The sequence below is a fragment of the Pseudomonadota bacterium genome, from assembly GCA_016927275.1.
GTDB lineage: Bacteria > UBA10199 > UBA10199 > 2-02-FULL-44-16 > JAAZCA01 > JAFGMW01.
This window is the reverse complement of record JAFGMW010000096.1, coordinates 1-12,791: the sequence shown is the minus strand read 5'-3', so window position 1 is coordinate 12,791 and position 12,791 is coordinate 1. Positions and strand designations below refer to the sequence as shown.

The following is a 12,791-nucleotide window of genomic DNA, read 5'->3' as shown; positions in this document are numbered from 1 at the left end:
TAAGCACCAAATTCCAATTATCGAATAATCGAACGCGATGTTTTTGTTTGGTTATTGGAATTTCGGTTATTGGAATTTATTTGGAGTTTGGTGCTTGGGATTTGGAATTTTATTTGTGGGGTCCCCCGCTCCGAAACGGACAACCTCGACGAGGCGATGTGTCCCGGAGGCGCCTTATAGGACTTGCGATATTTGCCCTGAATTTATAGGGTCGCGGGGAACAAAGGGGGATCCATGAAGACCAGATCATATCTATATATTGTGATGCTCCTCACGGTCTGCTCGCTGGCGGCGGGCTGCGACTGGGTGAACAGGCAGGCGGGCGGCGGCTCGAAGCAGATGGCCATGGCAGAGCCCGAAGGGCCGATGCCGGGCAAGGGCCTGGCGTTGAGGGCCATGGCCGCGCCGCCGCCGATGATGGCCGCGCCCGCCCCCATGGCGGAGTCCCGGAAGGTGATGCGGAGCGCCTCGCTCACTGTGGAGGTCCGCGACATCGAGGACGCGGACAGGGACGCGCGGAGGATGGCAGAGGGAATGGGCGGCCACGTCGCGGGCTCCTCGGCCTACGAGGACAACGCGGGGGTCCGATCGCTCCGCCTCACGATCAAGGTCCCTGCAGAGAAGATCGAGGAGGCGCTGGCCGCGCTCAAAGGGCTGGGCCGCGTGCGCGAAGAGGACACCTCCTCGGCCGACGTGACCGAGCAGTACGTGGACATCGAGGCCCGCCTCGCCAACGCGCAGCGGCTGGAGAAGAGGCTCTCCGCGCTGGTCGACGCGCCGGGTGCGAGGCTCAAGGACCTGATGGAGACCGAGCGGGAGCTCGGCCGGGTGCGCACCGAGATCGAGGGCCTGCAGACGAGGAAGCGCTTCATGGACGGCCGGATCGAGCTCGCCACCATCGAGGCCACCCTGATAGAGCCGCGCGGCTTCGGCCGCGGCATCTTCCAGCCCCTCTCGGGCATCCTGCAGAGGGCGCTGGCCGCCTTCACCTCGTCGCTAGCCGCGCTCGTCATCGTCACCAGCGCGATCGTCCCCTGGATCGCCATAATCATCCTGGCCGGCTGGGTCGTCATTCGAATGCTTCGGATTTACCTGAGGCACAAGAGGCAGAAAAAGCAAAATCCGTGACTAGTAACTAGTGACTGGTGACGAGTGGTCAGGGATCATGGGTGCGCCTCCCGCCACAATTTGAGGACCCTTTTTCCGATGACGCTGTAAAAAGGGGCCTCAAATTCTGGCTCGCGGCGCACAGGGATCAGTGGTCAGTGATCATGGGCGCGCCCCCGATCCCCGATCACAGTTTTCATCATTTCTTCCGTCTCCTCGATCCCCTTCCTGATCCCGAGCTCGGTGTAGATCGTGTGCGAACGCGAGAGCACGTCGCGCGCGCGGGCAGCGTCTCCCTGCACGGTGAGCACCCTGCCCATGCTCTTGAGGTCGGACGCGATGCCGAGCGAGTATTCGATCATGCGGTCCCTCTCCAGCGCCCTCGTGTAGTAGCCCAGCGCCGCAGAAAGATCCCCGCGCGACTCCATGAGCTCGCCCAGGTTGCACAGGGACGTCGCGGCGAGCCTGTGGCGCATGCGCTCCCTGGCGGTCGCCAGCGCAGCCAGGAAGAGGCCCTCGGCGCGCGCGGTCTCGCCCTGCGCCGCCAGCGCCCTGCCCTTGCCGTTTTGCGCCTCAGCCTCGCACAGCCTGTCGGTCTCGCTGCGGCAGATCGCGAGCGCCTCGTCGAACATCCCCTCGCCCTCAGCGGCCCGGCCGCGGTCGAGCGCGACGTACCCAAGGTTAACGAGGTTTGCGGCGCGCCCCAGGCTGTTTCCGATCTCCCCGTTCATCGCCAGCGCCCTTGAGAACTGCTCTTCGGCCGCGGAGAGGTCCCCTGCCAGGAGGTAGAGCTGGCCCGTGTTGTTGACCGACTCCGCGACCCCGGCGCGGTCGTCCACGCTCGCCGCCCTGATGCGCGCCCTGTCGTACATGCAGGCCGCGGCCTCGTAGTCGCCCCTGTAGTAGAGCTCGTTGCCGCGGAGGTTCAGGTATTTCACGTCGTCGCGCACGTCGGTGACCACATCGGCGCGCCTGCCGCCGCAGGAGACGCAGCACGCCGCCAGGACAAGGGACACAATTGCGCGCTTATATCGCCTCATCGATGCCTCTCGTGATCTGTTCACAGTTCACTGACCACAGTTCACGGTTCACGAGTCTCACCTCGTCCTCCCGTCCGCCTTCAGCGTCGAGTCCCGGCCCAGATGCTCCTTTATGTTGCCGCGCAGGAAGACGCTCTTCTTGAGCGCCGCGATCACCTTGTTGGCCTCCGATATCCCCCTGCGCGCCTCCACGATGGAGTCCTGGATGTCGGGCGATCGGTCGTCGATCGACGCGAGCAGGCTGCTCAGGTGCCCGGCCGCCGACTCCAGCTCGTCGTAGAGCTTCCGCTTCTCGACCAGCATGCGTATGGATCCCTGCTTCTCGGCGAGGGCCTTTGTGAACTCGTTTATGTTGTCGAGAGTGCCCATGAGATCGCCCTCGGGGTCCTCAAGCTCCTTGACCAGCCTGTTGGCCGAGGAGATCAGCTCGTCGAGGCCGGATCCGCCCGCCGCCTCCGCGCCGATCTCGCCGCGCGGCGGGATGAGATCACCCTCTCCGGCGCCCAGCGCGACCTCGATCCTGCTCGATCCTATTATCGGCTGGGAGAGCTTGACCTTGCTTCCCTCCCTTATGCTGTCCGCGTACTGCCGGTAGATCTCGAAGTCCACCCGCACGCGGTTGTCGTCCTCGAGGTTGAGCCTCCTTATGGTGCCCGCCTCGAGCCCCTGTATCATGACGCTCGACCCCGCCTTGAGCCCGCCGCCGCGGTCGAAATAGCAGTGATATGGGGTGTAGGGCTGGAACCACCTCTGGCCTCGCGCGACGAGCACGAGAAGCACCACGATGATTACGCAGGTGAGCAGGAAGAACCCGCCCACGACCCTCTGTAGAAATCGGAATTTCAGCTGCATGTCTGTGGTCAGTGATCAGTGATCGGTGATCAGTGATCGGTGATCAGTGATCAGTGATCGGTGGTCAGCCCTTCTGGCTTCTCAGCTTCTCAGCTTCTGCAGTTCCTTTTACCATCCCCTTCAACTCCGATTCAACCGGGATCTTCCCGCCCTTCAGGGGGCCGTCGTAGCATATCCTGCCATCCCTGAGGACGAGGACCCTGTCGGCGACACTTGCCAGGAAAGAGAGGTCCTGCGTGGAGACCAGCGACCCGCGGCCGGCCTTTTTCTTCTCGGCGATGGCCTCGGTCACCCTGCGTGAGTGGAGCTCGTCCCCGCCCTCGGTGGGCTCGTCCCAGAAGAAGTATGCGCCGTCGGTCATCATGGCCCTGATATAGGAGACCCGGCGCCTGAGGCCGGCGGAGAGCGCGGCCGGGAGCATGTTCCAGTATCTGTCCATGCGCATGAGGGCGAGCCACCCGTCGACCTCGGCCTTGATCTCGGCCCTCGTCCCCCTGCCGTGATAGACCATCGGCATCCCGAGGTTCTGAAAGACCGTCATGTTCGCGATGAGCGCCCCCTCCTGGAAGTCGAAACCCATACGGCGCCTGAGGGCGTTCTGCTCCATTTCGGAAAGCGCCCAGAATCTTTTGCCTTCGATCACGACCTCGCCGGAGGTGGGGGGGAGAAGCCCCGCGCACAGCTTCAAGAACGTGCTCTTGCCTCCGCCCACCGCGGCGACGAGCCCCACCACCTCGCCCTGCTTGAGTGTCGCGGTGATGCCGGAGAACGTGGGCTGGCAGCCCTCGTAGGCAAAGGTCACATCGTTGATCTCGATTGAGAAGCGCATGTTCGTGACCCGTGACCCGGGACCTGGGACCCGGAACCAGGGACCCGGGACCCGGTTCCAGTTTAACCCCTTCAAATATAGAAAAACGCGGTTATGACCATGTTGACCGCGAAGCACAGATACAGGCACGTCACCACGGCGCCGGTGGTGGCCTGCGGTATCTCGGTGAACGAGAAGCGGACGGAAAAGCCGCGCCTGCAGCAGACCACGGCCACTATGACCCCGAAGACGAGGCACTTGATGCCGCTGACCGCCACGTCCCAGAACCCCAGCGCGCCCGACAGGTCCGAAACGTAGCGGTGAAACGGGTACTGGACTATGAAGCGCGCGAAGGCGTAGCCGCCGAATAGGGCCACGATGTTGAAGTAGAACGACAGGCACGCTATGGCGGCCGCGACCCCGATGATGCGCGGCAGCACGATCGCCCGCAGGGGGTTTATGCCCATCATCGAGATCGCCTGCATCTCGTTGTTCACCATCATGTAGCCGATCTCGGTGGATATCGCAGTGCCGGAGCGGCCGATGACGATTATTGCGGTGAGGATGGGGCCGAGCTCGCGGACCACCACGACCACGAGTATGCTGCCTATGACCGACTCTCCGCCTACCCTGGGGAGCTGCGTGAACGCCTCGATGATGACCGCGCCCCCCAGGAGCAGGGCCACGACCGTTACTATTTTCAGGGCCTGGATGCCGGTGAAGTAGATCTGGCGGAGGGTGACGTCGAGGATTATCCCGTCGCTCGGGCCGCGCTCGCGCCACGCGGTGCGGAATGCCTCCGTGAGGAGCGTGGCCATCTCGATCGCGGAGTCGAGAGGCCGCCAGACCGCAATCCCCGTTCGCTCGAGAAGCGACATGTTCTCCTGATATCATACGACCGAGGATCTTGTCACCTGCGATCAGCCCCCGGCTCCCGGGTTCCGGGTTCCGGGTTCCGGGTTCCGGGTTCCGGGTCCCGGCTTTCAAACCGGCAACTGCTTGAACCCCTTGCCGGAGACCTCGTTGACGTCGGCCACGGTGAGGAACGCCTTCGGGTCCACGCTCCGCACATAGTGTTTCACGCGCGCCAGCTGCCTGAGCGTCACCACGCAGTATATCACCCGCTCGCGGCGGCCGGTGTAGGCCCCCTCGCCGTCGAGGTAGGTCACCCCGCGGCCGAGCTTCTCCATGATGAGCCCCGCGATCCGCTCTGGATCCGCGCTCACGACGAAGATGCCGCACATGGTGTCCAGGCCGCGCATCACCCGGTCGAGCGACAGCGCGGAGCAGAGGTAGGAGATGATCGTGTAGAGCGCGACGTGCAGGCCGAACACCGCGCCGAGCGCGCTCACGATGACGATGTTGACGATGAACGAGACCGTGCCCATGGTCACGGACCAGCGCTTCTTGATCGTCGCCGCAACTATGTCCATGCCTCCGTGCGAGCTGTTGGCGCGGAGCACGAGCCCCGTGCCGCCGCCGGAGAGGGCGCCTCCGATGATGGCGGAGAGCAGCGGCTCCGGCGCCCAGCCCATGGTCGACATCCACTCGGTGGCGTAGAGCGCGCCGGAGAACGTGAGCATGCCTATGGCGCTGCCCGCCACGAACGTCCTGCCGACGGTGAACCAGCCCATGACGAATATCGGCACGTTGAAGGCGAGCACATAGGTCGCCACCGACGGCTCCGAGACGTACGAGAGCAGCTGCGAGATCCCGGTGACGCCTCCGGAGAGAAATTTGTGAGGCACGAGGAACGCGTTGATGCCCGTCGCGCTCACGATCGACCCGATCACGACCAGCAGGATGTTCACCCCGAACTGCGCCCTGCTTATCTTGTCCAGCCCGAACAGCCTCTTCATGATTCACCTCCCCACTTGAGCCACTTCGCCACCGGCGGCATGGCCACGAGCGCGGCGGCGAGGCACGAGACGCAGCCGGCTGCCATGATGAGGCCCAGGCTCGCGATGCCGCGGTGATGCGCGAAGACCATGGTGCCGAAGCCGATTGCGTTCGCCGCCGCGGTGAGCACGACCGCCTTGCCGGTGGCCGACCCCATGGCCGCGAACGAGCGCTCCTGGCGCAGGCGGTGCGCCAGCTGCACGCCGAAGTCCACGCCTATGCCTATGATGATCGGGATCGCGAAGAAGTTGGCCATGTTGAACGGCACCCCGGTCGCGCCCATGACGCCGAGCAGCCACAGCACCCCGACCGCCAGCGGCATGACCGCGAGCAGCGAGGCGCGCAGCGACCGGAAGTCGATCCACACGAGCAGGCAGATGACCAGGAACGCGAGCGCCGCGGAGCGGAGGAACGTCTCGCGCATGAGCCGCGCCGACTCGTGCACCTCGATCGGGGTCCCTGTGACCGACTCGTCCACCCCCCGTATCTCGTCGACGAACTTCGCCAGCGCCGCGGGGTCCCAGATGTTCTCGGCCGGATATATGAAGAGGCCGTAGCGGCCCTTGGGCGAGACGAACCTGCCCACGACGTCGGCGGGCAGGTCCTTGATCTCGATCGTCACGGGGTCCATCCCAGTGGCCAGGATTTCGAGATTTTTGTGGAGGTCGCCGAGGAAATCGCCCTGGAACCTGCCTAGCCTCGCCAGCGCCTGTGCGTCCGCCCCGCTCAGCGCAGAGACGAGAGACCTTATCTTTGAGGAGAACCTGTCGAGCTCCTCCACCGCGTCAACGCGGCCGGCGCTGAACGCCTGCTCCTGCAGCGAATCGAGGCCGCCCGCGAGCCTGCCGAGCTCGAAGGCGAGCCTGCGCTCGTCGACCTTGCCCGACGCGGGTTTGAAAGAGACCCCCTCGAACGCCGGCGCGATCTTCCGCACCGCCTCGATCTTCTCCCCCTGCCCCTCGGGCAGTATCCGCTCAACGTCGTCGACCCGCCTGACCGAGGGTAGACGCTCGAACGCCCCGGCCATGCGGTGAGACTGAGCGATCGAGCCTGCCACCGCGCGCGCGAACCACGTGGTCTCGCCCGACTTCTCCAGTATGAGGTGCTCGTACTTCACCGACTCGAGCCCGCGCGCCTGCAGGTTGAGCAGGTTGTTGTCGAAGCCGACCCGCAGCGCGAGAGGGATCGAGACCGCGGTGATCGCGGCCGCGGCTGCGAAGAGGAGCCCGGGCCTCCTGTACAGGAGGCCGATGTGCGGGAGCGCGAAGGGCCTCACCCTTCTCAGGGCCCCCGGCGCCCGCCCACGGTCGCGCGCGATTATCATCGCGGGCAGCACCAGCAGCATGGCTGCGAGGCAGAGGAGGATGCCCGACGAGGCGATCACGCCCAGCTGCGCGAGCGCGGTGAAGTCGGTCCAGGTGATCGTGAGGAACGCGGCCGCGGTGGTGAGCGCGCTGGTCGCGTCGGCCGGCCCCATGAGCGCCAGCGCCCGCGCCATGGCGGCGGCCGGGTCGCCGTCGCGCGCGAGCTCCTCCTGATAGCGGGCCACGACGTGTATCGCGTACTCTATCGTGGCGCCCACGAGTATTATGGAGAAGACGACGGACAGCAGATTGAGGGTGCCGTAGAGAAGGGCGACCAGCCCGAATGTCCACGCTATCCCCATGACGAGCGACGCCATGGCCAGGAGCGGCCGCGAGAGGCTGCGGAAGAAGAAGATGAAGACCGCGCCCACGAGCAGGATCGCGATCGCGGTGGCCCAGTTCATGTCGCGGTTCGAGGTCTCGATCTCGTCGGCGGCCAGCACCGGGCGTCCGGTGAGCCCCGCGTCGATCCCCGGGAACTCCGCCCGCGTCTTGGCGATCGCGGCCCTGATGTCGGCCAGCGGCCTCTCTATCACCTCCATCGTCGTGAAGTCCTTGGCCGGCATGATGAGAAGGAAGAGCAGGTCGCCGTTGCGGTAGAACCCGTCGGTGTCGAACGTCTCGCCGTCGCCGAAGAAGAGCTCCTGCAGCCTCGAGGAATAGGGCGCCTCCCGCTCGATCGCGCGAGCGATGTCGTCGATGAGCCCGTCGATGAACGTGAACCCCTGCGCGAGCTCCGCCTCGTCGGCGGTCGAGACCGGGCCTCCGATCCGATCGGCCAGCGCGGCGAAGAGCTCGGAGATGTCTTTCCAGCCCGCGATCCTGCGCACCGAGAAGGGGCCGTCGGTCACCATGGCGCGAAGCGCGGAGAGCTGATCGGGCGTCATGTAGAGCAGGAAGTTGCGCTCCAGCGCCGGGTTGTCGATGCGGAAGATTATCTCCTTGAGGTCCGGGATCTTCTCCACGCGGCCTGCGAGCGCCTCGACGAACCTCTTCGCCTGGGGCATGTCCCCCTTCGAGTCCACGACCACGTAGAGGTACTCCTCGTCGCCGAACTCCTCGAGAAACTCGATGTAGCGGCGGTGGTACTCGAGCTCCTCGGAGACCAGGTCGTCGAGGTTAGCGTTGAGCCTGAGAGTCGCCGCCGCATACGCCCCGGCCGCGATCGTCAGCGCGACCGCGACCGCGATGATCTTGCGCGCATGCCTCGCCGCAATGTGCGCTATGAACCTGAAGAACCGTGCCCGCATTTGGTACCTCGAATTTTGTGGCCTGTGGCCTGATCCCCGATCCCTGATCCCTATTTTCCGGGAAGCACTATTGAATGCGCCTGCCTGACGAAGAACGCCTTGCACTCCTTCCACTCGAAGGGCGCAAGCATCCGGGGCATCGGCTCCGCCTCCGCATCGTCGAAATACGTGAGGCTCTTGAGTATGTGGTACGCGTTCGCGCGTCCCTTCGCGTATTTCTTCGAGAGCAGGCCGAAGTATTCCGTGAGCGTCGGATTTCCCTTCAGGATGAAATACAGGTCGATGAAGTCCTTCCTGCTGCCCCTCCCCGAGACCGCGATCAGCTTCATCAGGGCGATGTCGCGGATATCGGCAATGGAAAACCCTCTGTACGGCTCAACAGCGAATATGAACGGATCGGGTATTTGAAAGAAGGACACCTTGACCCCTCGCGCGAGGACCGTGAGCGTGCGCTCAGACTCCTGGAGCGTTTCATAGGCCCCCGCCTTTTTAAAGAGACCGTGCACCGCCTCGACGGAGAACTCGTCCGTGCGGAAGAAGTCGAAGTCCTCGGAGACGCGGTGTCCGAGCCTGAGCGCAAGCCCCGTGCCTTCGGCGAGCACCCACCCGCGAATGAACGAGGGGTCCGCCCCTTCGAGCCCGTTCAGGAGTGCCAGGCTCCCCTTTGGAAGGACCTTTTCGTGCATTCAACCCCCTCCATCTCCAGCATCGCCCGCCAGAACCGCTCGGTCCTTCCGGTCGTCAGACGGCTCTCCGCAACCAGTTTCAAAAAAACGTGCCTCCCCATCAGCGCGACGAGTGTCCTGACATCCTCGAGCGATCCGTACTCGAGGACCCGCTCCGTTATCCACCTCGGGTGCCTCTTGAAATCGCCCGCAGTCAGGTCGTGATCCCAGAAGAGACCCTTCAGCTGCGCCGCTGCGATGCCGGCGCTCACCCTTTTCCGCCGGAGCTCAACGGGCTTAAGATCTATGTTCAATCTGCAGCCGAGGGCAACTGCGATCTTTCTCAGGGTTTCCACCTCGAAGCGCTGCCAGCCCCCCTCGTAGCGCGATATCGCGGCTGCAGAGGTGCCCACGCGCCGGGCAAGATCTGCGAGCGAAAGCCCCAGCTCCTGCCTCCTCTTCCTGATCTCCCCTGACAGACTGCCGTCATCCATAGTATTATCATATATGATAATAGCTAGAAAGTCAAATGGCTAATATATATGGATTTGTGGCCTGATCCCTGATCCCCTCACGCCGCCCTCTCCCACCGCGCGCCCGGGCCGCGGCCGGTCAGGCGAACCCCCTTAGTGGACCTCATGTCGAGGAGCGCCTGCTGCCGCGAAATGCCGAAGTCCAGCGCAGCGAGATAATCGACCATGCGTATCCTCTTCCTCTCCTCCAGGAGGCGAACGAGAATATTCCTGCGCGACGCAGCATCGCGCGAGCCCACCGTGCGCCTTCCAGCCTCGTCGAGCACCGGCGCTTCGCGCGCAAGGAACCCCCAGCGTTTGTACTCTTGCAGCGGCGCCTCGGCCGCGCGCATCATGAGCTCCCCGCCCGGCCTGTAGAGATAGTGGTAGTAGAGCTGAAGTGGCACGGGCGCAAGACCCTTCTGCAGGTATTCAAAGAAAAAACGCTTCTCGTCCGGATGCCCCTGCCGCCCCAGCAGGAATTCGGCCATGACCGCGATCGTCTGCGGCGTCTCCATGAACGCATAGGTGGAGCGGATGGCGAGCGGATCGAGCGCGCCCCAGCGCCTGTCGAGGAACGAGACCAGCACGTCGAACAGGCGCGGGTCGTATCTGGACATATCGGCGGCAAGGCAGAACAGCTCGCTTTGGCTCATCTCACCGTAGGGCCACGCCTTCTCCTCGCCCGCGCTGGCGGCGCCGTGCTTTGCGAGCTCATAATACATGCGGGCGAGATGGTCCTCTGTCGGCGTCCCTTTAAGCATCGTTAGCCTCCGCCGCCAGGTCCTCCAGGAATCGCATTGCCTCCGCAGCGCCCGGAATCCCCTTCTGCGCCAGGCGATCGATGTGCGCCTCCGCCTCGCGCCAGTCGGCCCCGCGCCGGACGAGCGCCCGCGCGTGTCCTATGTCCTTCTCCCGGCCGGCCATGCACTTCATGACGAGCAGGTCCAGCGCGCCGAGCGCCTTCACGGTGAGAAACCTCCCCTTGAACACCTTCACGAGCCGCTCGCGAAAGTTCGGCGGCAGGGAGAATGTGAAGGTCTTGAAGTAGTCGTTGTACCAATGCGGGCTGATTCTGAGCTCGGCGGCCACCTCGCGGACCATGCGCTCGACCTCGGCCGGCGATACCTGCGAGTCCAGGGGGACGCCGTCGATATCGTGCGTGGCGAGCGGCACGCCGTGCGCCAGCAACATGGCCGCCCCGCCGCCGACGAGCATTGTGAGCGGAGTCGTGAGCTTCGCATCCAGCGCCTTGAAGGCCTCCATCATCTCGTCTTTTTTCATGATTTAATTATATAGCCACTATTGACTATCAGTCAATCTATTAGTCAACTATAATATAAACAATCGTTTTTATTCAATCTTTTATGATTAATAGTCAATGTTATATTCAAGTGCTCAGTTCCTCGGCAGGTGATTGATTGCAAAAAAAGGCCGGGCGGGTGCCCGGCCTTTTTTTCGTCTCATCTCGTTCAGCGCCTATTCGTAGCGCCAGAGCATCATGTATCCATGCCCATAGGTTCCGGTGTTGCCAGTTATGACTATCCTGCCCATGTCGTCGAACGTCAAATCGGTGCCCCTGTCGCTGGAATCGACTATGGCTCCGTTCTGGAAAGAGACGACGCCGTCACCATCGAATGTCGTGTCGAACGCCCCGTCCGGAGTGAGCCTTACGGCGATCATGGATGACGGATCCGTAACATGATCGGTCTCTCCAGTCATCACGCAGCGGCCCCTTGAATCCATCGAGATGCCAAAACCATTCTCGTCTTTGCCGTCATCGTATGTCACGATCCCGTTCGTCCCGAATGTCGTATCGAGCGCACCAGCACCGGTGAAGCGCATCGCCACCATATCGACATCGGACGCATTTATCACATACCCCGTGATCACCGGTCGATCCTCGGAATCTGCGATGACGGCAGCCGCACCGTCGTCACCGTTTCCTCCGTCGTAGACGAAAAATCCATCGCCGCTGAAGGAGGTGTCGAGGGTCCCATCAGAATTATAGCGCCACACGACTAGGTCATTGTCAGATCCATTGAACCCTCCGCCGACCACCACGATCTTTCCGCTGGAATCCACAGCTACCCCGCGACCCTCATCGCCTCCGCTGCCAGTCGAATGGGATTTAAAGACTACCCCGCCCGTTCCAAACGAGGTGTCCGGCGTCCCGTCGACATTGTATCTCCACAGGGTCATGTCGCCATCAGATCCGGTGCCGTTCGTCAAACCGGCTACGAGGATCATGCCGTTTGAATCTATCGTCAGTGCATATCCCCAGTTGTTTCCGTTGATTCCGCGATCGTAGACGACTATCCCGCCCGTGCCAAACGTGTTGTCCAGGGTGCCGTCCGGGTTGTATCGCAATATGACCATGTCGTATTTGTCATCCGCCCCGTCGCTATATCCGGAGACTAAGTAGCGTCCGCTCGTGTCTATCGCGACGCCGGTTCCATTATCCCATTTGTTGCCGCCGGCGGCCCCATGATGCGTCACGAGACCAGTGCCGTTGAAGGTCGTGTCGGGCGTTCCGTCGGCGTTATACCTCCAGAGGGCTATATCGTATCCATTCGGGCCGCCGTCGTTTATCGTCCCGCCCACGACTATTCGACCCTCCGAATCGATTGCAACTCCTTCCCCCCAGTCCCAGGATGCACCCCAGTTCGCATATCCCACGCCATTAAACGCCGAATCGAGCGTGCCGACCGGATTGATCTGCGGCAGGCCGCTCGCCTCGTTCGACGCCCCGCTCTCGAGGCTGTCGCTCACCGCCGTCGCCACGTAGTAGTGGAGCGTGCCGTTCGTGAGCCCGTCGTGCGTGTAGGGGCTCGTAACGCCCTCTATCTTTGTGCCGGTCGCAGGCGTGACCCCCTCCGCCGTGGCCCAATAGAGGTTATATGATGCCGCGCCCTCGACCGGATCCCAGCTGAGGATCAGCTGCTGCCCGGCCGGGCCTATCTCCGCGGCGAGGTTCGCCGGCGCCCCCGGCGCGCTGCCCGTGGTCGTAAACGTCGCCATGAAGCCCTCGAAGGAGCCCAGCTGTTTTTCTGTGGAGAGAGAGCTTCCGCCCAGATATTCGATCGCAGTCGTAAGGCAGATCGTGTAGCTCGTGCCGCCGGCGAGGTCCTGCGCCGGATCGAGCATGCACTGCGTGAAGTTGGGGCATGAGACCGCCGCCGCCAGCGCCGCAGTCGGGTCGCATATCATGTCGTCTATCGCCGCCTTGGTCTGCGCCGCGGCCGCCGCGGGCGTGGGCACGATGAAGTATGTCGAGGTGTCCACGGTCGCGGT

General features: G+C 63.4%; 12 protein-coding genes. 1 reads left to right on the top strand and 11 read right to left on the bottom strand.

The window, feature by feature from the left end:
* Window positions 1-234 precede the first annotated feature (234 nt).
* Window positions 235-1,128, top strand: coding sequence for a DUF4349 domain-containing protein (locus JXA24_06805; protein ID MBN1283462.1), 894 nt, complete (start codon window positions 235-237; stop codon window positions 1,126-1,128).
* A 134-nt stretch (window positions 1,129-1,262) separates the two neighbouring features.
* Here the strand turns inward: JXA24_06805 and JXA24_06800 are convergent, their stop codons facing one another.
* From JXA24_06800 to JXA24_06750, 11 genes are all read right to left on the bottom strand, one after another.
* Window positions 1,263-2,147 (bottom strand): tetratricopeptide repeat protein, encoded by an 885-nt coding sequence (locus tag JXA24_06800; protein MBN1283461.1) that lies wholly within the window; start codon window positions 2,145-2,147, stop codon window positions 1,263-1,265.
* Window positions 2,148-2,204: 57 nt separating this feature from the next.
* Window positions 2,205-2,999: an MCE family protein gene (locus JXA24_06795; GenBank protein MBN1283460.1), complete on the bottom strand. Its 795-nt coding sequence runs from the start codon at window positions 2,997-2,999 to the stop codon at window positions 2,205-2,207.
* Window positions 3,000-3,063: 64 nt separating this feature from the next.
* A complete protein-coding gene (locus tag JXA24_06790) occupies window positions 3,064-3,828 on the bottom strand; it encodes an ATP-binding cassette domain-containing protein (GenBank protein ID MBN1283459.1) in 765 nt (254 codons plus the stop codon).
* A gap of 71 nt (window positions 3,829-3,899) precedes the next feature.
* On the bottom strand, window positions 3,900-4,685 hold the full coding sequence (locus tag JXA24_06785; GenBank protein MBN1283458.1) for an ABC transporter permease: 786 nt from the start codon (window positions 4,683-4,685) through the stop codon (window positions 3,900-3,902).
* Between the two features lie 105 nt (window positions 4,686-4,790).
* Complete coding sequence (locus JXA24_06780; protein MBN1283457.1) at window positions 4,791-5,666, bottom strand: YitT family protein; 876 nt, start codon at window positions 5,664-5,666, stop codon at window positions 4,791-4,793.
* Window positions 5,663-8,320, bottom strand: coding sequence for an MMPL family transporter (locus tag JXA24_06775; GenBank protein ID MBN1283456.1), 2,658 nt, complete (start codon window positions 8,318-8,320; stop codon window positions 5,663-5,665). The genes JXA24_06780 and JXA24_06775 overlap by 4 nt, the downstream gene beginning before the upstream one ends.
* 50 nt (window positions 8,321-8,370) lie before the next feature.
* Window positions 8,371-9,006 (bottom strand): nucleotidyl transferase AbiEii/AbiGii toxin family protein, encoded by a 636-nt coding sequence (locus tag JXA24_06770; protein ID MBN1283455.1) that lies wholly within the window; start codon window positions 9,004-9,006, stop codon window positions 8,371-8,373.
* Window positions 8,964-9,479, bottom strand: a complete 516-nt coding sequence (locus tag JXA24_06765; GenBank protein MBN1283454.1) for a helix-turn-helix transcriptional regulator — start codon at window positions 9,477-9,479, stop codon at window positions 8,964-8,966. Before JXA24_06765 ends, JXA24_06770 begins: the two co-directional genes overlap by 43 nt.
* 77 nt (window positions 9,480-9,556) lie before the next feature.
* A complete protein-coding gene (locus tag JXA24_06760) occupies window positions 9,557-10,261 on the bottom strand; it encodes a hypothetical protein (protein ID MBN1283453.1) in 705 nt (234 codons plus the stop codon).
* On the bottom strand, window positions 10,254-10,781 hold the full coding sequence (locus JXA24_06755) for a hypothetical protein (GenBank protein MBN1283452.1): 528 nt from the start codon (window positions 10,779-10,781) through the stop codon (window positions 10,254-10,256). The genes JXA24_06760 and JXA24_06755 overlap by 8 nt, the downstream gene beginning before the upstream one ends.
* A gap of 195 nt (window positions 10,782-10,976) precedes the next feature.
* The coding region (locus tag JXA24_06750; protein ID MBN1283451.1) for a hypothetical protein at window positions 10,977-12,791 on the bottom strand (1,815 nt) is incomplete at its 5' end.

Coding starts and splice junctions, on each gene's coding strand:
- JXA24_06755 (MBN1283452.1), bottom strand. CDS start 10,781: ATGAAAAAAGACGAGATGATGGAGGCCTTCAAGGCGCTGGATGCGAAG.
- JXA24_06780 (MBN1283457.1), bottom strand. CDS start 5,666: ATGAAGAGGCTGTTCGGGCTGGACAAGATAAGCAGGGCGCAGTTCGGG.
- JXA24_06765 (MBN1283454.1), bottom strand. CDS start 9,479: ATGGATGACGGCAGTCTGTCAGGGGAGATCAGGAAGAGGAGGCAGGAG.
- JXA24_06795 (MBN1283460.1), bottom strand. CDS start 2,999: ATGCAGCTGAAATTCCGATTTCTACAGAGGGTCGTGGGCGGGTTCTTC.
- JXA24_06770 (MBN1283455.1), bottom strand. CDS start 9,006: ATGCACGAAAAGGTCCTTCCAAAGGGGAGCCTGGCACTCCTGAACGGG.
- JXA24_06760 (MBN1283453.1), bottom strand. CDS start 10,261: ATGCTTAAAGGGACGCCGACAGAGGACCATCTCGCCCGCATGTATTAT.
- JXA24_06785 (MBN1283458.1), bottom strand. CDS start 4,685: ATGTCGCTTCTCGAGCGAACGGGGATTGCGGTCTGGCGGCCTCTCGAC.
- JXA24_06805 (MBN1283462.1), top strand. CDS start 235: ATGAAGACCAGATCATATCTATATATTGTGATGCTCCTCACGGTCTGC.
- JXA24_06800 (MBN1283461.1), bottom strand. CDS start 2,147: ATGAGGCGATATAAGCGCGCAATTGTGTCCCTTGTCCTGGCGGCGTGC.
- JXA24_06775 (MBN1283456.1), bottom strand. CDS start 8,320: ATGCGGGCACGGTTCTTCAGGTTCATAGCGCACATTGCGGCGAGGCAT.
- JXA24_06790 (MBN1283459.1), bottom strand. CDS start 3,828: ATGCGCTTCTCAATCGAGATCAACGATGTGACCTTTGCCTACGAGGGC.